At 48.5% G+C, this 19,434-nt stretch carries 19 protein-coding genes and 1 other RNA gene; 2 read left to right on the top strand and 18 right to left on the bottom strand.

Annotated features, from left to right (window positions below; all coding sequences use genetic code 11):
• Positions 1 to 184 (top strand): hypothetical protein (locus HI950_RS36205; protein WP_223285625.1); only part of this gene is annotated, 184 nt, incomplete at its 5' end.
• 143 nt (positions 185 to 327) lie between these two features.
• Here HI950_RS36205 and HI950_RS31075 read toward each other — a convergent pair.
• From HI950_RS31075 to rpoE, 14 genes are all read right to left on the bottom strand, one after another.
• Positions 328 to 591: a pro-sigmaK processing inhibitor BofA family protein gene (locus HI950_RS31075; RefSeq protein ID WP_169090142.1), complete on the bottom strand. Its 264-nt coding sequence runs from the start codon at positions 589 to 591 to the stop codon at positions 328 to 330.
• Positions 588 to 836 (bottom strand): DUF2508 family protein, encoded by a 249-nt coding sequence (locus HI950_RS36200; protein WP_223285624.1) that lies wholly within the window; start codon positions 834 to 836, stop codon positions 588 to 590. The genes HI950_RS31075 and HI950_RS36200 overlap by 4 nt, the downstream gene beginning before the upstream one ends.
• 167 nt (positions 837 to 1,003) lie before the next feature.
• A complete protein-coding gene (gene recR, locus HI950_RS31065) occupies positions 1,004 to 1,603 on the bottom strand; it encodes a recombination mediator RecR (RefSeq protein ID WP_169090146.1) in 600 nt (199 codons plus the stop codon).
• 42 nt (positions 1,604 to 1,645) lie between these two features.
• On the bottom strand, positions 1,646 to 1,957 hold the full coding sequence (locus tag HI950_RS31060; protein WP_053373263.1) for a YbaB/EbfC family nucleoid-associated protein: 312 nt from the start codon (positions 1,955 to 1,957) through the stop codon (positions 1,646 to 1,648).
• A 24-nt stretch (positions 1,958 to 1,981) separates the two neighbouring features.
• Positions 1,982 to 3,757 carry a DNA polymerase III subunit gamma/tau gene (dnaX, locus tag HI950_RS31055; RefSeq protein ID WP_169090148.1) on the bottom strand — a complete coding sequence of 592 codons (1,776 nt, stop codon included), beginning with the start codon at positions 3,755 to 3,757 and terminating at the stop codon, positions 1,982 to 1,984.
• 229 nt (positions 3,758 to 3,986) lie between these two features.
• Positions 3,987 to 4,254, bottom strand: an RNA gene (gene ffs / locus HI950_RS31050) — signal recognition particle sRNA large type.
• A gap of 72 nt (positions 4,255 to 4,326) precedes the next feature.
• The gene (locus HI950_RS31045) at positions 4,327 to 4,749 is read right to left on the bottom strand and encodes a hypothetical protein (RefSeq protein ID WP_169090150.1); all 423 of its coding nucleotides are present in this window, start codon (positions 4,747 to 4,749) and stop codon (positions 4,327 to 4,329) included.
• An 83-nt stretch (positions 4,750 to 4,832) separates the two neighbouring features.
• The gene (rpmE, locus tag HI950_RS31040; protein WP_053373265.1) at positions 4,833 to 5,030 is read right to left on the bottom strand and encodes a 50S ribosomal protein L31; all 198 of its coding nucleotides are present in this window, start codon (positions 5,028 to 5,030) and stop codon (positions 4,833 to 4,835) included.
• Between the two features lie 143 nt (positions 5,031 to 5,173).
• On the bottom strand, positions 5,174 to 6,427 hold the full coding sequence (locus HI950_RS31035; RefSeq protein WP_169090152.1) for a radical SAM family protein: 1,254 nt from the start codon (positions 6,425 to 6,427) through the stop codon (positions 5,174 to 5,176).
• A 21-nt stretch (positions 6,428 to 6,448) separates the two neighbouring features.
• The gene (rho, locus tag HI950_RS31030) at positions 6,449 to 7,783 is read right to left on the bottom strand and encodes a transcription termination factor Rho (protein WP_169090154.1); all 1,335 of its coding nucleotides are present in this window, start codon (positions 7,781 to 7,783) and stop codon (positions 6,449 to 6,451) included.
• A gap of 124 nt (positions 7,784 to 7,907) precedes the next feature.
• Positions 7,908 to 9,170 (bottom strand): UDP-N-acetylglucosamine 1-carboxyvinyltransferase, encoded by a 1,263-nt coding sequence (locus HI950_RS31025; protein WP_169090156.1) that lies wholly within the window; start codon positions 9,168 to 9,170, stop codon positions 7,908 to 7,910.
• Between the two features lie 289 nt (positions 9,171 to 9,459).
• Complete coding sequence (locus HI950_RS31020) at positions 9,460 to 9,858, bottom strand: response regulator (protein WP_076271590.1); 399 nt, start codon at positions 9,856 to 9,858, stop codon at positions 9,460 to 9,462.
• 168 nt (positions 9,859 to 10,026) lie between these two features.
• Positions 10,027 to 11,628 carry a CTP synthase gene (pyrG, locus tag HI950_RS31015; RefSeq protein ID WP_169090158.1) on the bottom strand — a complete coding sequence of 534 codons (1,602 nt, stop codon included), beginning with the start codon at positions 11,626 to 11,628 and terminating at the stop codon, positions 10,027 to 10,029.
• Positions 11,629 to 12,116: 488 nt separating this feature from the next.
• Positions 12,117 to 12,689 (bottom strand): DNA-directed RNA polymerase subunit delta, encoded by a 573-nt coding sequence (gene rpoE, locus HI950_RS31010; protein ID WP_169090160.1) that lies wholly within the window; start codon positions 12,687 to 12,689, stop codon positions 12,117 to 12,119.
• A 449-nt stretch (positions 12,690 to 13,138) separates the two neighbouring features.
• Between rpoE and HI950_RS31005 the strand changes: the two genes are divergently transcribed.
• Entirely contained in the window at positions 13,139 to 14,278 is a 1,140-nt protein-coding gene (locus HI950_RS31005; protein ID WP_223285623.1) for a S8 family peptidase, read from the top strand.
• A 29-nt stretch (positions 14,279 to 14,307) separates the two neighbouring features.
• Here the strand turns inward: HI950_RS31005 and argS are convergent, their stop codons facing one another.
• The 4 genes from argS to HI950_RS30985 all read right to left on the bottom strand — a co-directional run bounded on the left by argS (position 14,308) and on the right by HI950_RS30985 (position 19,417).
• Positions 14,308 to 15,987, bottom strand: a complete 1,680-nt coding sequence (argS, locus tag HI950_RS31000) for an arginine--tRNA ligase (protein ID WP_169090162.1) — start codon at positions 15,985 to 15,987, stop codon at positions 14,308 to 14,310.
• Positions 15,984 to 16,457 (bottom strand): YwiB family protein, encoded by a 474-nt coding sequence (locus HI950_RS30995; RefSeq protein WP_169090164.1) that lies wholly within the window; start codon positions 16,455 to 16,457, stop codon positions 15,984 to 15,986. Before HI950_RS30995 ends, argS begins: the two co-directional genes overlap by 4 nt.
• Positions 16,458 to 16,534: 77 nt before the next feature.
• On the bottom strand, positions 16,535 to 17,044 hold the full coding sequence (locus HI950_RS30990; RefSeq protein WP_169090166.1) for a DNA-deoxyinosine glycosylase: 510 nt from the start codon (positions 17,042 to 17,044) through the stop codon (positions 16,535 to 16,537).
• 156 nt (positions 17,045 to 17,200) lie between these two features.
• Positions 17,201 to 19,417 carry a bifunctional 2',3'-cyclic-nucleotide 2'-phosphodiesterase/3'-nucleotidase gene (locus HI950_RS30985; RefSeq protein WP_169090266.1) on the bottom strand — a complete coding sequence of 739 codons (2,217 nt, stop codon included), beginning with the start codon at positions 19,415 to 19,417 and terminating at the stop codon, positions 17,201 to 17,203.
• Between the last annotated feature and the right edge of the window lie 17 nt (positions 19,418 to 19,434).

Here is a 19,434-nt window from a genome sequence, read left to right as displayed (position 1 = left end):
CGCCAGCGTTCGTCCTGAGCCAGGATCAAACTCTCCAAATTGGTGTTTGAAATGCTCATTACTTTTTATCGCTTTTTTCGCTTATCCCGAAGGATTTGCGAGGCAGTTATTACTCGTTGTTCAGTTTTCAAAGAGCAATCTTTTCTTTCGTGTCGGCCGTGTGTTTCATTGGCGACTTTTATAATATATCACAGATGCCCAAGTTAATGCAAGTAATTTTTTTATTTCTTTTTTTGAAGCTTGTTTACTTACTCTTGGCGCGAGAACTAATGTAGCATATAATCGCTTCTCGCGTCAACCTTTTTGCCAAACCTTTTTTGGATTGTCTTACACAACTACCCATTGGAGACCGACAATCAAGGCTATTCCAGGAACCCCTAAAGTAAGCACCGTGCCAATTGTAACGGGATTCAGCGGAATATACATACCCGGCACCGCCTCGGAGTAGTTCAGCACATACAATAAACCCGCTGCCAAAACAAGGTGAAGCGCAAATCCGCGAAGCATACCCCACGTAAGCTTATTTCTTAATAAGACGACTGCCAATAAAACGCTTGATACAATAAATACGGACAACCAAATGGTTTTCATTTCATTGCTCCTCTCCATGCTGGCCAATTATTACTTGTACGCTTTGCCAAGCGAAGCAGCATATCATATCTCTTTTCAGCTGTAATCATGCAGTAAATAGCGTAATCGATTTGATCATTACCGTGCGCGTGATTAAAATAACGAATCGCATTCTCCCATTCTCGGTGCGCTTCAGCTATTTCCATTCGAATCTCATCCATTTGGATAACCTCTTTCTCCAAGGTCGCCTGATGCTTGTTCTTCAAACGAATCCCTCCCGCATGTCCTATGTACTTACAGTTCTTTACTATATGTATAGGCTTGGACACCGGAATAGAACGAGATCTTGAGACTTGGCGATCCGATATAGAAAAAGCAAAAAGGCGGCAGGTCGAGAACATTCTCGACCTGCCGCCTTTCATTGCGCTTAACGCTAGTTTATTTCCCTTCGGCCTTCCATCGCTTTGGAGAGTGTAACCTCATCCGCATACTCAAGGTCGCCGCCAACAGGCAATCCATGTGCTATTCGCGTCACACGAATGCCAAATGGCTTGATAAGCCTCGATAAATACATCGCTGTCGCTTCGCCTTCAATGTTCGGGTTAGTTGCCAATATGAGCTCCTGTACCCGTTCATCGCTTAACCGCCGCAGCAGCTCTGCAATTCGAATTTCATCTGGTCCAATGCCCTCCATGGGAGAAATCGCGCCTTGCAGAACATGGTATTGCCCTTGAAAATCCTTCATCCGCTCAATAGCCACAAGATCCTTCGATTCTTGAACGACACAAATAACGGAATTATCGCGAGACTTGTCTTGGCATATTTTGCACGGATCGGTATCCGTAATGTTGCAGCAAACCGAGCAATAGAATAAATTGCGCTTAACGCTTACTAGCGCCTTCGCAAAATCTATGACGTCGTCTTCTTTCATTCGAAGCACATGGAACGCCAGACGGGCGGCCGTTTTGGGTCCTATACCCGGTAATCGCGTAAAAGCATCAATTAATTTCGCTATCGGTTCGGGGTAATACAAAACTAGGTACAGCTCCTTTCAAACGAAAGCGCGCGGTTCTTCTTAGAACAATCCTGGAATTTTCATTCCGCCGGTGAATTTGCCCATATCCTTGTTCGCCAGCTCATCTACTTTTGAAAGCGCGTCGTTAACTGCAGTAAGTACAAGATCTTGCAGCATTTCAACATCTTCTGGATCTACAGCTTCGGGTTTAATCGTAATGCTTAGCAGCTTCTTATGACCATTAGCCGATACGGTAACGACACCGCCGCCTGCTGTTCCTTCAACTGTTTTTGTTTCTAGCTCTTCTTGCGCTTTCATCATTTGATCTTGCATCTTCTTCACTTGCTTCATCATTTGGTTCATGTTGTTCATTAGAAATCACCTCATCATTAGTATTTAATCGTTATCCTTCACTACTACTAAGTCTTCCCCAAAAAGCTTAACGGCTTCTTCCACCCAAACAGGCCTACTTGGGTTTTGCGGTGCGTCAGAACCCTCGGGCTCCAATTGAAGCGTCTCAGTCTTCTGCGCACTAGCGCCTTGTGCCGCAGCCTGCCAATCCTTCATCATGACCGTAACGATCCGGAACGGCCCGCCAAGGACATCATGCATGACCTTCTCTATAATATCACGATTGGCTGGCTTTTCGGTCGTTTCCCGGTGCATCGTATTTTTGAATGCGACGAGTATGGCATCATCGGCAGAAGCGACAGGCTCTCCATCCTTCAACCAAGCGTGAACCGTTATTTTGGCTTCCTTCACGCCCTGCAGAACATCATTCCATTTCATGCGGAATTGATTGAATTCGGGACTGCCTGCTGCCGCTAAGTAAGGATCAAGCTTAACGGAAGAGCGAGCTATGCCGCCCGATCCGCCAAATGAGCTGCGAACTGCGTTCGTGCGCGCCGCTTGCTTGCTTGCCGCATTGTCAGCGGAAGATGAACTCCCACCAGCAGCTATGCCATTCTGCAGCGCTTGCTCCAGCTTGCGCTCGAGCGCTTCAACCTGCTGGCGCAATCGGCCAACTTCAGCTGATTGCGCGCCTGTTGAAGCTGCTGCCGCTCCTCCACCGCCTGATGCTTGCTCTTCACCCAACGTGCATAGCTTCATCAGCGCCACTTCAAACAGCGTTTGCGGCTGCGATGCGTGCTTCAGCTCCACCTGATAGCGGTTCAGCGTATCGATCATTGCGAACAGCCGCCCAGGCGTAAACGCTTCAGCCATCGCTTTGAAGCGCTCAGGGTCGACGATGCGTTCCGTCGCTGAACCGCCCTGCGGAGCAAGCTTCATTACCAGCAAGTCACGGAAATAATAAATTAAGTTTTCCATACATTTGTCCGCGCTCTTGCCAGCCTGCATCAAGCTTTCCACAAGTGGCATTACAGATGCTACATTACGATCCTTAACAGCCTCAGCCAACTGATAGAAATGATCAGCAGCCATGCCGCCAGTCACATCTACTGCAGCCTCTAGCGTGATGCGGTCGCCGGCAAAAGCAGAAACCTGCTCAAGCAAGCTGATCGCGTCCCGCATCCCGCCTTCTGACAGCCTCGCGATATATGCAATCGCGTCCTCGTCAGCTTGTATGCCTTCCTCACGGCAAATCTTTAACAAATGCGCCGTCTGCTCTTCTAGTGAGACCTGCCTAAAATCAAACCGCTGACAGCGCGAGATGATCGTAGCAGGCAGCTTATGCGGTTCCGTTGTCGCCAAGATAAAAATAACATGCCCCGGCGGCTCCTCCAACGTCTTGAGCAAGGCATTAAATGCCTCGGCCGTAAGCATATGTACTTCATCTATTATATAAACCTTGAACCGCACCTCTGAAGGGGCATATCGCACTTTATCTCGTATATCACGAATTTCATCAATACCGCGATTGGATGCAGCATCTATCTCAATTACATCCATAATATGCCCAGCCGTAATCCCTATGCAAGCATCGCATTCATTACAGGGCTCATCAGCCGGACCACGTTCGCAGTTAACCGCTTTCGCCAAAATTTTCGCGGCGCTAGTTTTACCGGTCCCTCGCGGACCATTAAATAGATAAGCATGCGACACACGCTGTTCGCGAATTGAATTTTGCAGCGTTTGGATAATATGCTGTTGACCAACCATGTCCTGAAACGTCTGCGGACGCCAGGCACGATATAAAGCGATATGTGACACGCAGACCTTTCCTTTCATGTTGCCTGTTCATTACAAAATAGAATGACTATTCCTCTATTATACAACAACTGCGTAGCAAGCAAAACTTTCTTTTGCCCGCCATAATACTATTCAAACAAAAGAATCGCAAACAAAAACACCTGCATCCGCTATTTCCGATAAAAACATCGAACAGCGGTCACAGGTGCTACTTTTGTATTTAGCATTCATTTAAAGATGAAATTTAGTACCGTGCACCTACTCCTGATAAATGCGACCCAGGCGACATCCTTGCACTACAGCTCGAGTCAGGCACTCCCCCGGCACATGAACTAATTTGCTTATGGCTGCTTCCTTCCGGACCTGACCCGTTCACAAACGTCCATTGCGGAGGACCCAACTGTCAACACTGCTCGCAAGTGCCAAGACCCCATATCGGCATAACCTCAAATAGGAATTCAACCTCGCTACAGCGGATTGCGAGTTACAGGGCACCGCTACCTCCCCATCTAGCACGGCAAAAATAAGTATAGCCGATTACGAGATAAAGCGCAACTCGTCCAATTGACTTGGAAATAGATTACTGCTTTTTATCGTTTCACTTCCACATGTACGTTATAACGCGGCATATTATACTGCACAACCGACTGCGCCTTTGCGCGCAGCTGTTCTGCTTGCTCATCAGAAAGGTCATTTTTGACGTTTAAATTCACATGAAGGTCAGTGCCGTTAAAATAAATATTTGTGCGCTCAATGCCGGGTATAGGCTTCAGCACCTGTTCGATAAAATTGCCGTCCGCATTATAATTCAGGTATTCATAACGATTGGGCAAGTTTGGATTGCTGTTGGAGTACCCCATATACCCATCATGGCCATAAGTTCTAAGCCTGTTCTCCTGCTTGCTGTTGCCGCAGCCAGAGAGCGTAATGGTCAGCGCTACCGCACATGCCGCAAGAATAGTTAATCGACTAATACTAAGCCGTTTACCCGAATCGAATGGTTTCTTATCCAATCAAAAAACCTCCCTTCTATCCAATAGGATGGCTGAGGGAGGCTCTTGTATTCTGCCAAATAAAGGCGGAACGATTTGTAGGATTAAATACCGTATTTCTTCTTGAAACGATCGACGCGGCCGCCAGCATCCAGGAACTTTTGCTTACCCGTGTAGAATGGGTGGCATTGGGAACAAACCTCTACGCGAAGGCTCGGTTTAATCGAACCAGTCTCGAAGGAATTTCCACAAGCGCAAGTTGCTGTAATGATGTGGTATGTCGGATGAATAGCTTGTTTCATCTCGTTCACCTCTTTCTGCCCTGAATCGCATGCGGACCCAGAGTTAAATCACACATCTCGGATTATAGCATGAACTGATTTGCTGTTGCAATGAATAATCGCTCATATGACAATATTAGATGAAATTACCGTTCACTGGGCAATTATTTAAACAGCGCCGCCGGCGGTACATGCGTATAGGAGCCAATAACGACATTTGGGAGCTCTTCCCGGAAAATCTCCAGCATTTGCTTCATCCCGTAAATTTCACCCTGCGCCTTCGGAATAATCGCCAAATAGCTTTCGGGGTCGATATTCAGGTTGCGCATTTGGATCAGCTTTAAGCCTGTGCGCTTCACAAATCCGATCATTGCTTCAATTTCTTCCTCGCGGTCCGTAACCCCTGGGAAAATCAAATAGTTGATGGATGTATAAACGCCTTTTTCGGATGCATATTTGAGCGACTTCTCGACATTCTTCAGCGTATAGCCGCGAGGCTTGTAATAAGCATTGTAATGATCGTCAAGCGCGCTAATTGTACTTACTCGCATCAGGTTAAGCCCTGCATCAACGATGGCACGCATGAAGTCCGTCAATCCAGCATTGGTGTTAATGTTAATGTAACCAAGCGAGGTTTGGCTGCGTACGCGCTTCATAGCTTCAACAATGATTTTCGCTTGCGTTGAGGGCTCGCCCTCACAGCCTTGACCGAAGCTAATAATCGATTCCGGCTCGCGCAAGTGCTCCAGCATAATTTCGACAACCTCGTCGACTGTTGGTTTGAAATTCATCCGTGTCTGTGGTGCAACAAATCCGCTGTCATCCGGTTGCTCCGAAATACAGCCAAAGCAGCCCGCATTGCAAGAATAGGATACAGGCACTGCACCTTCCCACCGACCTAGAAACGTGTTGGAAGAGGTTAAGCACTCATAGCCTAGAGCACAATTGGACAGATGCTTGTACAGACGATTTTCCGGGTATTTCGCAAGTATGCGTTCAACTTGAATACCTAGCTCACCACGGTCGCAGTTAAGCGGGTCCCATCTCTCTGGGTCATCGCTCTGCTCCGCCGTAACATAAAAATTGCCGTCTTTCCATACGACTGCCGTATAGCCAAACAGCGGAAGCTTCTCGTTCTTATCAGCTTTCACGTAGCCAGGCAAGCAGAGCCGGGTAAAGCCTTGCGGCAGCAAAGCGCCTACCGCCTGAGCCCCGCCTGGCAGTACCTGCATTTCGCCTGTATCCGGATTAAGCCCTATCGGCCTAGTGAAGGGCAAGCTAACTAGCGTCGCGCCATTAGGAAGTGGAATCAATTCATCTTCCATAATTTCAACGATCATATCGCCGCTTCTACCCAAGGCCACAAATTCTGGATGGTCAAAAACATTTCCTTTTTCATCCGCATATACGAGATTCATGTTGTACTCCCTCCTGCGGTCTTACGATCCGTGCGTCGTTCTAGGCGTAGGACGCCTGCTGGTCGTTGTAGCGCTGGTTTTGAGGCCGGACCGCTCCGGTTTCGCTTCTACCGTTGTATCTAGTGACATGAGGAACTGTTCATTGTTCTCGCTGTCCTTAAGCTTCTTCAAGAAATTATCGACATAGTCTGGCGTATCTGTCATCCCTCTGCGGATGGCCCATACTTTATCAAGCTCTTCCTTCGTCAAAAGCATCTCTTCGCGTCTAGTTCCTGATCTGCGCATATCTAGAGCAGGGAATATTCGGCGCTCGGACAGCTTGCGATCCAAATGGAGCTCCATATTGCCAGTACCTTTAAATTCTTCATAAATGATATCATCCATACGCGAGCCCGTTTCAATCAACGCAGTCGCAAGTATCGTCAAGCTGCCGCCCTCTTCAACGTTTCTCGCCGAACCAAAGAACCGTTTCGGACGATGGAACGCTGCCGGATCGATACCGCCGCTAAGCGTACGTCCAGATGGAGGAATAACCAAGTTATAAGCCCTAGCAAGACGAGTGATGCTGTCCATCAGAATTACAACATCCTTCTTGTGTTCAACAAGGCGAAGTGCGCGTTCAAGCACAAGCTCAGCTACTTTAATATGATTTTCAGGCAGCTCATCGAACGTAGAGGCTATAACCTCTCCTTTGACGGAGCGCTGCATATCTGTAACTTCCTCGGGACGCTCATCGATGAGCAGGACGAACAATTTGATATCGGGACGGTTTTCTGAAATACTGTGGGCGATTTCTTTGAGCAGCAATGTCTTCCCCGTCTTAGGAGGAGCAACAATGAGTCCGCGTTGACCGAGTCCTACAGGAGCGAGCAAATCCATCATTCGAGTGGACAGCTTCGACTGCGTTGTCTCGAGCACTAGCTTCTTTTCTGGATAAAGAGGAGTAAGCGCAGGAAAGTGTAGTCTTTCGGATGCTGTCTCAGGGTTCTCGCCGTTGACGGCATTTACCTGCAGCAAGCCAAAGTAGCGTTCATTCTCTTTCGGCGGACGGCATTTCCCGGATACAAGATCGCCGCTTCTTAGATCGAACCTGCGAATTTGTGAAGCTGAGATATAAATATCTTCCTTGCTCGGCAAATAGTTAATAGGTCGTAAAAATCCGAAGCCCTCTGACAAAATATCGAGTACGCCCTCCATAAACATGAGGCCGCTTTTCTCTGCCTGTGCGCGTAGAATAGCAAAAATCAATTCTTTCTTCTTAAGAGTCCCGTAGTACGGAACTTGAAATTGCTTCGCTAATTTGTATAGATCAGTCAATTTCATCTCTTCTAGATCGGCGATCTGAAGGTCTGTCATGTTCTCACCACTTTATTCAATTTTCATTATGATTTTTGTGTATCTAGTAAAATCATAGGCCTGATTATCCATCATTGCCGAATTAGACGCCGTCTATTCCACAGCGTCCGCATCGTCCTGTTGCTTATGATGAAGCTTCCGTCTCACGCCATACATCCGCGCCCAATCGGCGCAGATTCTCTACTAAATTATCATAACCTCGGTCAATATACTCGACGCCCGATATTTCGGTAACGCCTTCGTCAACAGTTAGCGCAGCAACAACTAGCGCTGCCCCCGCACGCAGATCAGCAGCCTTCACTTTAGCCGCATTCAGCTTGCCGCCCTCGATCACAGCCGAACGGCCTTCAACGCGAATGTCAGCTCCCATGCGAGTGAGCTCAGGAACATGCTTAAATCTAGTGCCGTAAACATAATCGGTCAAAATGCTGACTCCGCTCGCTTGCGTAAGCAAGGTTGTCATCGGCGATTGAAGATCTGTAGGGAAGCCTGGATATATGAGTGCTTTCACATCGATCGAAGAATATTTAGGCGCTCCGATAATTCGGATCGATTCATCCATTTCAATGACTTGTACACCCATTTCCTCAAGCTTAGCCGTCATCGCTTCCAAGTGTTTTGGAATAACATTATCAATAAGGACATCGCCGCGCGTTGCAGCGGCTGCAATCATATACGTACCAGCTTGGATTCGGTCTGGAATGATGGAATGGCGGCAACCGTGAAGCTGATCGACTCCTTCAATTCGAATCGTCTCAGTTCCGGCACCTTTGATTTTTGCGCCCATGGCATTTAGGAGAGTAGCTACATCTATAATTTCAGGCTCTTTTGCCGCGTTTTCAATAATCGTTAGCCCTTTGGCCCGAGAGGCCGCAAGCATAATATTAATTGTGGCTCCAACGCTTGATACGTCGAGATAAATTTTCGCACCGCGCAGCTGCTTGGCGAAAATTCGGATAGATCCATGGTCATTGGTTACCGTTGCTCCCAGTGCCTCAAAACCTTTAATATGTTGATCGATTGGCCTCGGCTCAAAATTACAGCCTCCCGGCATTCCTATTGTCGCTTCTCCAAATCTGCCCAGCATAGCACCCATCAAGTAATAGGATGCACGCAATAGCTTTACTTTTCCGTTCGGCATTGGCTTCGAGACTAGCTCGGAAGGATCAATGCGCATCATGTCGCCGTCGCGCTTTACGACTGCGCCAAGCTCTTGCAAAATCTCGCTGTATACCGCTACATCACTTATGATAGGCAAATTATCTAATACTACTTCTGATTCTGCTAAAATAGCTGCAGGCACAAGCGCAACTGCGCTGTTCTTCGCCCCGCTGATTTGAACGGTACCGCGAAGCGGCCGTCCACCGCGTATCATCAATTTCTCCATCTAGTTATAGTTCCTCCCGTAGACTTGGAAGAGAATAAAGGAAAAAACGCCAAATCAAGCGAGTGTTAAGCTCACTTGCTATTTCGAGGCGGTTTAATACCTTTGCTCCTTTTATTACGCTTGGTTGTTGCTTCCGAACAAACGGATTGTTTCAAGCTCGTTCCATCTTGTCATTCTGAGCCATTATAACATAATGCACCTTGGAATAGTAAAGCTCGTTTTGACACTTCCAGAAAATGCAAAAACGACACCGTCTTCCAGCGAGCGACGATGCCGTTTATAAACTGAATTAAGAACCTATTGCAAACCGACTAGTGGAATTGCCGCCTCGCAGCTGCATATTAACCGCAATTCGCATCTCATCGATGTCAAATGGCTTCGTAAAATGCATTAATGCCCCGAGATCAGTCGCTTCTTTAATCATATCTAACTCACCATAGGCTGTCATCATAATAACTTTAATATTACGATCGATAGCTTTTACATGCTTTAAAATTTCTAAACCATCCATACCGGGTATTTTCATATCCAGCAGTACAAGATCCGGAGCATCGTTCTTAACGATTTCTAAAGCCAGCTTGCCATTAGACGCTTGGAACGTATTGTACCCTTCGCTGCTAAATACTTCCATAAGCAATACGCGAATACCGTTCTGATCATCAACGATCAACACTTTCTTCTTATCCAACTCCAAATCCCCCCGCGACTGAGCTTGCCCATGTAAATGGCCAACTCTTCCATAATCGTTAATATATTCGCTAAAGTGGGTATATAATCCTTCTCGAATGGAGAAAAACTTATCCGTTGTTGTTACATAATATGTCATTGGAAGAAATTGCAATATTTTATTGATGTTTTACTCAGAATAGTTTAGTGCTGCTTGAACAAATCCACGGAATAATGGCTGCGGACGGTTCGGTCTGGAAGTAAATTCTGGATGGAATTGAACAGCCAAGAACCAAGGATGGTCAGCCATTTCCACCATTTCAACGAGGCGCCCGTCCGGAGATGTTCCGGAAATCGTAAGGCCTGCTGATTCAATCGCTTCACGGTATTCATTGTTAAACTCATACCGATGACGATGACGCTCGTATACAAGCTCATCATTATATTCTTTTGCAGCAAGCGTATCTGGCTTGAGCTTGCAAGGGTATAAACCAAGGCGCATCGTGCCGCCCATATCTTCAATGTCCTTCTGATCCGGCAGCAAGTCAATAACCGGATACGGCGTGGACGGGTTAATTTCCGAGCTATTCGCGTTTGCTAGTCCAACCACGTTGCGAGCATGCTCAATTACAGCAACCTGCATACCTAGGCAAATACCGAAGAACGGAATCTTCTTCTCGCGAGCGTACTTAATAGCTGTAATCTTGCCTTCAATCCCGCGATCGCCGAAGCCGCCTGGTACAAGAATGCCGTGAACGCCACTTAGCTGCTCATCCACATTCTCTTCCGTTAGCTCATCCGCATGCAGCCAGCGAATTTTAACGACGGAATCGGAAGCAATACCTGCATGCTCAAGCGATTCTACAATACTTAGGTAAGCATCGTGCAGCGCAACATATTTACCAACAATAGCGATTTCCGTTTTCTTATGAAGCGTTTTTACGCGCTGAACAAGGCTTTCCCATTCGCGCATATCCGGCTGGTCCGTTTTGAGCTTCAGATGGTTGACGACGATCTCGTCAAGGCCTTCTTCGCGAAGCATCAAAGGCACTTCATATAATGTCGAAGCATCGCGGCATTCCACGACTGCATTCGCATCGATATCGCAGAACAAGCCGATTTTGCGTTTCAAGTCTTCAGCAAGCGGATGCTCTGTACGGCATACGATCACGTTCGGCTGAATGCCGATGCTGCGCAATTCCTTAACACTATGCTGGGTCGGCTTCGTTTTCACTTCGCCTGCAGCTTTGATATAAGGAATAAGCGTAACGTGAATGTACATGACGTTGTCGCGGCCGATATCGCTCTTGATTTGACGGATCGCTTCAAGGAAAGGCAAGCTCTCGATATCACCGACGGTGCCGCCGATTTCAGTTATAACAACATCAGAACCTGCTTCTTTGCCCGCGCGGAATACACGGTCCTTGATTTCATTCGTGATGTGCGGGATTACCTGAACCGTTCCACCCAAATAGTCGCCACGGCGTTCTTTGGTAATGACGTTGGAATAGATTTTTCCGGATGTCACATTGTTGTTCTTCGACAGGTTAATATCGATGAACCGTTCATAGTGACCAAGATCCAAATCCGTTTCTGCGCCATCATCGGTGACGAATACTTCTCCGTGCTGGTATGGACTCATCGTTCCCGGGTCCACGTTAATGTAAGGATCAAACTTTTGAATCGTTACTTTGAGGCCCCTGTTCTTCAGCAATCGACCGAGCGAGGCTGCTGTTATCCCTTTGCCCAAGGACGACACTACGCCGCCGGTTACAAATATATATTTGGTCACTGTGATGATACCCTCCAAGCTCCTATGGTTAATGTTTAGGTTTGCCCATTTACTCGATAAACATGGATGCAGATACACTCTGCCTATCCATCCAGTTTGTGGAAATGCATCCTACAGACCCATCCCCCACAAACAAAAAAAGTGACACCCGTAGTAACGGGGCACTTTTCCTTTTTTGGCATATATAAAAATATAAGAAAGCATAAGTTACAACCATTATACTTTACAAATATTTCACCGCGGAACGAGTCCATGCCTCCAAAGGAGGGCAACAGCCGTTCACGCATGTATGCGTTATTTGTTAACCGAATCTTAAGCCCATGAGATAGTTTACTCTGCGCTTATAGGACCTGTCAAGCGAAACTGACAGGATGCTCCATACTCCTTCGTAAACGTCTTTCGCTGTCTATTCAAGGCATGGGCGGCACCGCAGCAAAATGTAAGGCTGCATAAGCTAGTCGCTTATGCAGCCTTGCATGTTTTGCTAACTATTTGTCGTCATTGTCGTCATCTTCGAACTCTTCATCATCATCTGAATCATCATCCGCGTCCAATTCACCGTCGACTTCTTCCTCGTCCAGCTCCTCGTCATCGATGCCAACTTCCTCATCAACTTCCGCTTCCTCTTCAGCCTCTTCGAAATCCTCGCGGTCTTCGTCGAATACGTCGTAGTCTTCTTCAGCCTCTGCGTAAGTATCTTCTTCCTCGTCAGCAAATACATCGTCATCTTCGAGATCATCGTCATCGTTAATGATGCGCGTACGCTTCGCATTGCCTACAGGATCTTCGGAACGCTCAACCGGATACCAACGCTTTAGTCCCCACATGTTGCTGCCAACGCAAGCAAAACGGCCATCAATGTTGATTTCCGTGTACACTTGTGCGATGAACTGGTTGATTCCGTCTGCGGAAAGACCGCGTATTTTAGCGATCTCCATCATTAGATCGCGATAGTAGTATGGGGTATTAGCCGCTTTCAGCACTTCAAAGGCCAAATCGACCATAGGCATTTCCTTCATACGTTCAGGATCCAGCTTTAACGTAAAATTGCTGCTGCTCATATGGACACATCCTCTCTTGCCATTCAAATTATGTACGCGTTCATTCCATCTAAATGCAAGGACCGTGTACGATTTCCTCTTATACACCGCTCACATTTCTTTACGAAACGAGCGGCCGCTGCCAGAGGTTGGCACCCGTCGTTTACGCTAGTCAAAGTATAGTAAAACCTATTTCCTCCAAAAAAGCAAGCGGCCCGTATAGCTTGGACTTAAATGCAAAAAGCGAAAGGATAATCCTTCCGCTTTGACTGTATCCATCCGGCCATGACACGAGGTAACGTACCTTGGACGTAAGAGCCCCTGAGAACTCTTTGTTCATCCTATGTCCCTCAACGATTTTTGACACGGTTTGAAGCCTAATTATGTGAAAAAAGGCAAGTTGCTCATGCGTTATGGAGCGCTCGTTCATACAATAGTGCAGCATGGTCCGTCGGGAGGGGAAGCCAAGTTTGGACACCGCCGCTTTTATCCGTTTGCTGCAGGATACGATGGCTTGCACGGACGCAACGACCGTAAAGCGAATCATTCGCTTTCAGCGTGTGAGCGACTACCGGCAATTCGTACAGCAAATGTCACAGGTCGCTTCGTCAGCATCACCTAGAAAGAGCATTAGACAAATGCCTATCATTCGCGGAATATCTTGCCGATTGCCCGCCGAAGAAACGCTGGAGCGATTCTCAGGACGCGTGTGGATTGAAAAGGATTGCAAAATAAGCGTTCATGCCTCATCCTCACAAAAGTCTATTATTGTAGATAAAGGTATACCTTGGGGCGTTAATCAAATAAAAGCCCCGCAGGCATGGAGCACAACGACCGGCCATCGGGTTAAAGTAGGCGTGATTGACACGGGTGCTGACTTCAGCCATCCCGATCTTCGCCATTCTCTCTCGAGAGGCATCAACCTATTGAACCGCAGCATGCTCCCGCATGACGATAATGGTCATGGAACACATATTGCGGGAACGATAGCCGCAGCCAACCAGCTTCAGGGCATGATCGGCGTAGCACCGCGTGCGCTCATCTCGCCAGTCAAGGCTTTTGACCATAATGGGAGCGCCTTCGTCTCCGACATCATACTCGGAATCGAGTGGTGCATTCGGAATCGCATGAATGTCATCAACATGAGCTTCGGCATGAAGACAAGGAGCAAAGCACTGCTCGGCGCCGTCACAAACGCACATAATGCGGGCGTTATTATCGTGGCCTCCTCCGGCAACGATGGAAAGCGGCGCTTTGTTGATTATCCCGCTCGCTATCCGCAGACAATAGCTGTTGGCGCAACGACCAAGCTTCGCCGCGTCGCTCCGTTCAGCAACCGCGGTGCACATATTGACGTATATGCGCCTGGCGACAAAATTGTATCTGCTTGGCTTCGCGGCAAATACAATGAGATGAGCGGCACCTCAATGGCGACCTCGCATGTAAGCGGAGCGATCGCACTGCTGCTTGCCCATAAGCCAGGGCTTTCGCCAACTGAGATCAAGTCGATCATCAAACGCTCCGTGCAGCCCTTAAGAGGCAGCAAAGCCCGCCGAACAATCGGCGAGCTTGATGTGATGAGCATGATGCAGGCCGTGGATAAATCATGAACCCACGGCTTGTTTTTGCGGGATGAAAATTACATACGCTCCGGCGCGGAAACGCCAACTAAGCGCAGCACGTTTGCAATGGCGATGCGAACGGCGCCAAGCAATGCGAGGCGAGCTTGCGACTGCTCAGCATCCTCTGTAATGACGCGCTCAGCTCTATAGTAGCTGTGGAACAGCGATGCCAGCTCATAAACATAGCGAATAAGACGATGCGGTGCATATTGCGTCGCCGCCTCGGTTATTTCCTGCGGAAGCTCCCCGATTTTGCGAAGCAGATCGAATTCGCCCTCTGCAACCAGCTTGCTAAAATCAATGGCATCTGTAGCTTTCAGTACAATTCCTTGCTCCTCAGCTTGTCTGAAAATGCTGCAAATCCGTGCATGCGCATACTGCACATAGAAAACAGGATTTTCATTAGAAGTAGAAATCGCTAGATCCATATCGAAATCGAGATGCGAATCCATGCTTCGCATAGAGAAGAAGTAACGGATAGCATCAATGCCTACCTCGTCCATAAGATCCTGCATCGTGACCGCTTTGCCCGTACGCTTCGACATTTTCATTTTCTCGCCGTTTTGGAACAGGCTGACCATTTGAGCAATCAACACAGTCAATTTCTTCGGATCATTGCCGAGTGCTTCCATAGCCGCCTTCACACGCGGAATATAACCATGGTGGTCTGCGCCCCAAATGTTGATCATCTGGTCGAAGCCACGGCTGTATTTGTCACGGTGATACGCGATATCAGGCGTCAAATAAGTGTATGAGCCGTCATTTTTCACGAGCACGCGGTTTTTGTCGTCGCCGAACGTCATCGTCGACAGCCATGTCGCTCCTTCTTCTTCATAGACATGCCCTGTTGCTCTCAGCGCTTCAAGCCCTTGTTCAACTTGTCCGCTCTCATAGAGGGCCGTTTCGCTGTACCACACGTCAAAGCCTACGCGGAATCTTCCAAGATCGCGTTTAATTTTGTCGAGCTCACGCTCTAGGCCAAACTGACGGAAAAAGGTGAACCGCTCTTGATCAGGCAGCTCCAGCAGCTTATCTCCCTCTTGCTCAACGAGCAGCTTTGCGAAGCCGATAATATCCTCGCCATAGTAGCCGTCCTCCGGCATTTCCGCTGCTTGTCCCAGCGCTTGACGGTAACGGGACTCAATGGACACAGCTAGGTTCTCTACTTGTTTGCCGGCATCATTAATATAGTACTCGCGAGTGACGTCATAGCCGGCATAGTCAAGCACATTGCACAAAGCATCGCCAACCGCCGCGCCGCGCGCATGTCCAAGATGCAGGCTGCCTGTAGGATTCGCGCTAACGAACTCTACTTGGACGCGTTTGCCGTTGCCTTCTAAAGTCCGTCCATAGTTTTCTCCCTCTTCAAGCGCAGCGCTCACAACCGGATAAAGGTAGCTGTTGTCCATGCGGAAGTTAATGAACCCCGGGCCCGCAATTTCAGCCGATTGGATCGAAGCTTGCTTCGTATCCAAGTGAGCAATGATCGCTTCTGCGATTTGGCGGGGATTTTTCTTAGCCAGCTTAGTTAGCTGCATAGCGGCATTGGTAGCCAAATCACCATGCGATTTATCCTTCGGAACCTCAATCACAAATGCAGGAAGCTCTTCCCGCGCTGCAAGGCCAGCTGCCACTGCAGCATCGGCAATCGCCGCTTTAACCTGTTCATACATTTTCTCTAGTACATTTGAATTCATTGATTTCGTTCCTCCTGTATATGGAGCCGTATATGGAATCGGCCCGACATTTGTTCACCCACGTGCATCTCGTACTCCCACTCTAGCGTAAAAGGCAGCTCCGTCGGCAGCGTCTCTGCTGCTGTGCTTGTCCCATCACCGTTCGGTATCTGCAGCGACAGCATCATCGTATCCGTCTCAAGCGCAAAAGACGTCATCGCTGAGTGGTAGCGGCCAGTCCGCCTAAGCCCGGGCACAAATAGCTGCTCCGATTCGATGACGCCCCGCCTTGTGATGGACAGCTCGCCTTGCCGATATTTCACAAGCGTGCGCACCTCGCCAGCGCTTGGTTCGCCCTCAACTGCCGGTTCGCTGTAGCGGATAAAGATAGACCGCTCCTTGCGAAACCATTCGCCCACGTATGTGTGGTTGTGCGAGCTTCCGTCCTGCACGCTCTCCAAAGTAATTCGCACTTTCCTGCTTTCAGCCATCATCTTACTCCTGTTCAGTCTAATCTTATGTAACTACTATATACAGGAAGCCTCGTAATTTCAACGCTAGAGCGCGGTTAAGTTGTTGCATACGGCACAATTACCCGCCATGCCTCCACCCGATCCTCAAGCGTCCTCATCTTCGGAGTAGGGATCGGACTTGAGGAAGGAAGCTTAAGCAGCGCAATGTCCTTAAAGCTTTCATGCCCGCGATAAAATTTATGAAAGGTGTCGTACGCTTTGCTTCCGTTAAACGCGAAGCAGCGTAAATCCGGATAGTTTGCCACAAGCTCGGGCAGCTTTTGCGGCACTTCTCCGCGTATATTCACATCCAGGCTGCCTTCCCGCTCGCAGGACTCTATGACATCCCACAGCGCAAGGCGATGCTCCTTCAGGAAAGCGAGCCGATTCTCGTAGACCGGATCGGCATCGGAATCATTAAACAAACGATAGATAATGCGCCACATGAAATTTTGCGGATGCCCATAAAATTGTTGATGCTCCAGTGATTTCACGCTTGGCGCCGTCCCAAGAATAAGCACGCGCGCACGCTCATCGATAACCGGCGGAAACGAATAGATACGCATGGTTATTCCTCCTTATGTTCGTTCTCGCTGTATCCACTGCGACTTATTATGAGTTAAGTCTAGCCCAGTTCATACGGGCACAACCGCCGCATGCAGCGAAAAAGACGCTTTCCGCTAACGTTACGCGGAAAACGTCTTTTTATCAACGCAGATCGATTACTTAGCAGGTATTTTAATCTTTTGTCCCGGATAGATCCTATTCGGGTTGTTCAGCTTATTGTAGCTTGCTAATTTCTGCCACGTCGTTCCGTGCTTAATCGCTATGGCATAGAGCGTGTCGCCCGATTTGACCGTATACACAGCCTCCTGAGGCACTGGCACTTGAGGCACAGTCACAACCGGCTTCTCAGGCTCAGGTTTAACTTCCGGCTCTGTCGGCTCGACAGGCTCCGCAGGCTCCTCAGGCTTCACTACGTTCTTCGCACTGAGGTCCAGCCTAAACTCCGCATAGCCGTCCTCCGTATCTGCCGCGAAGGCAATGGTCTCGTTCGCTTCATCTGCGCTCTTCGCTTCCGGCGATGTCTTGAAGGTAACATTCACCGTATCATTGATAGGCGCGAGAGACCAGTTGCCGTCCGCAGAAGGATTGATCGTTTTGTTGGTACGAATGTAATCAATGACGACCTGACGGTTCTCGTCTGGTGCGGCGAGAATGACTCGCTTGCCATCGGGGTTAGCGAATTTGCTGGAGGAAGCGCGATAATTGTTGGAAGCCACCACGAACTTTTGATCCTCTTTTATCGGTTTGCCGTCAAATTGCAGATTGACGATCCGCTTCGCGCCTTCATTCTTAAGCACGCCATTCGCTTCATACTTCGGCGGCTGCGTAACATCGATCTGATAAGTTACGCCATCGATCACATCGAAATTATACGTTGGAAAATCATTATTGATAAGCTCTTGCTTCTCCTTGCTCGCAGCATCGATCTGCAGGAACTGGCCTGCCGACCACTCGAGCCATTCTCTAAGCTCCGCGCCCGACACGAGCACCGCATTTACCGTATTGGAGTACAAATACAAATCGGCAACGTTCTTAATCGCAATGTCGCCTGCTTGAATATTCGTATAGTAATTGGCTCCTTGGCGGCCGCCCGCTTTGAACGGCGCGCCTGCCGAGAGCACAGGAATGCCCTCGTATTCCGTTCCTTGCAGCTGCTTCTCGACATACCACTTCTGCGCATTCGTGACGATTTGAATGGAAGGATCATCTTGAATGAGCGCAAACCAGCTATTGATGGATGCTGTCGTCTTGCCGACAGGTCCCCGTACATACGCCAGCGTATTCTCATGGTCCTCCTTCACCGCATCGACGACGGCTTGGTCTGCATCTACAAGCGGCTTCTTGTTCACGGTATCGAAGATGGGCTTAACCGAGGTCTTCGAATCAGCAACCGTCCACTTCCCGTCCTTCTTCTCAAGCGTGAGATCAATAATGCCGAGATTATTGCCCCAGAAGCCAGGCTCCACGGAAGGGACGCCGTTTATCGTTCCTTTGGCGAGATCAACGCCCGCTTTTCCTTCAAACGATTTGTCAGGAAACACCTTATGGGCATGACCGAACAAGATCGCGTTAATGCCTGCAACCTTGCTTAAATAGAGCACCGAGTTTTCCATCAGCGGCGTTTGCGGAATATCCTCAAAGCCCGAGTGCGGAATCGCGACAATGATATCCGCTCCCTTCGCCTTCATTTCCGGCACAAACAGCTCTGCTGTCTTCACGATATCCTTAACGACGACCTTCCCTTCCAAATGCGCTTTATCCCACTGCGTAATTTGGGGAGGCACAAAGCCGATTACGCCCACCTTCAGCGTATGCTTCGCGCCGGAGCCGTCCGTTACTTCCTTATCCAGAATCAGGTACGGTTTAAACAAATTGACGTCGTTCGACTCATCTTTATCGCCGTCCGCCTTATAAATATTTGCATTCACATAAGGGAAGTCCGCCCCGGCAAGCGTATTTTCCAAAAACTCCAAACCATAATTGAATTCATGATTGCCTAAGTTGCCTGCATCATAATCTAGCAAATTCATAGCCTTATAGACGGGATGCGTCTCGCCCTGCTTCAGCTTATCAACCGTTGCGACATAATCGCCCAGCGGATTCCCTTGAATCAAGTCGCCATTATCGAACAATAGGCTGTTCGGGGCTTCCTCGCGCGCTTTCTTGATAAGCGATGCCGTCTTAGCCAGTCCGTATTCATCAGTAGGCTTGTCCGCAAAATAATCGTAGTTCATCATGTTCACATGCAGATCCGACGTTTCCATAATACGCAGCTCGACGGTACCGCCTGCACTTGATTCCGCCGCCGTTACCGTGAGCGGCATTGCCGCTAGACTGACGGAAATAGCCGCAGCCAAGCTTGCCTTCCACATCGATTTGTACGTTTTCG

It is taken from the genome of Paenibacillus sp. PL91, assembly GCF_012935325.2.
In the GTDB taxonomy this organism is placed as follows: domain Bacteria; phylum Bacillota; class Bacilli; order Paenibacillales; family Paenibacillaceae; genus Pristimantibacillus.
This window is presented reverse-complemented; position numbering and strand designations above follow the sequence as displayed.

Bases quoted from the DNA above. Each gene is read 5' to 3' on its own strand.
- HI950_RS31035 (WP_169090152.1), bottom strand. From the start codon at position 6,427: ATGAATCTCGTATATGCGGATGAAAAAGGAAATGTTTTTGACCATCCA.
- HI950_RS30985 (WP_169090266.1), bottom strand. From the start codon at position 19,417: ATGTGGAAGGCAAGCTTGGCTGCGGCTATTTCCGTCAGTCTAGCGGCA.
- HI950_RS31075 (WP_169090142.1), bottom strand. From the start codon at position 591: ATGAAAACCATTTGGTTGTCCGTATTTATTGTATCAAGCGTTTTATTG.
- rho (WP_169090154.1), bottom strand. From the start codon at position 7,783: ATGACAGACCTTCAGATCGCCGATCTAGAAGAGATGAAATTGACTGAT.
- HI950_RS31060 (WP_053373263.1), bottom strand. From the start codon at position 1,957: ATGAACAACATGAACCAAATGATGAAGCAAGTGAAGAAGATGCAAGAT.
- rpoE (WP_169090160.1), bottom strand. From the start codon at position 12,689: ATGAGCAGCAGCAATTTTACGTTAAAGCTGGATCCTGAACGTATGAAG.
- HI950_RS30995 (WP_169090164.1), bottom strand. From the start codon at position 16,457: ATGGCTGAAAGCAGGAAAGTGCGAATTACTTTGGAGAGCGTGCAGGAC.
- HI950_RS31025 (WP_169090156.1), bottom strand. From the start codon at position 9,170: ATGGAGAAATTGATGATACGCGGTGGACGGCCGCTTCGCGGTACCGTT.
- argS (WP_169090162.1), bottom strand. From the start codon at position 15,987: ATGAATTCAAATGTACTAGAGAAAATGTATGAACAGGTTAAAGCGGCG.
- rpmE (WP_053373265.1), bottom strand. From the start codon at position 5,030: ATGAAACAAGCTATTCATCCGACATACCACATCATTACAGCAACTTGC.
- HI950_RS30990 (WP_169090166.1), bottom strand. From the start codon at position 17,044: ATGCGTATCTATTCGTTTCCGCCGGTTATCGATGAGCGTGCGCGCGTG.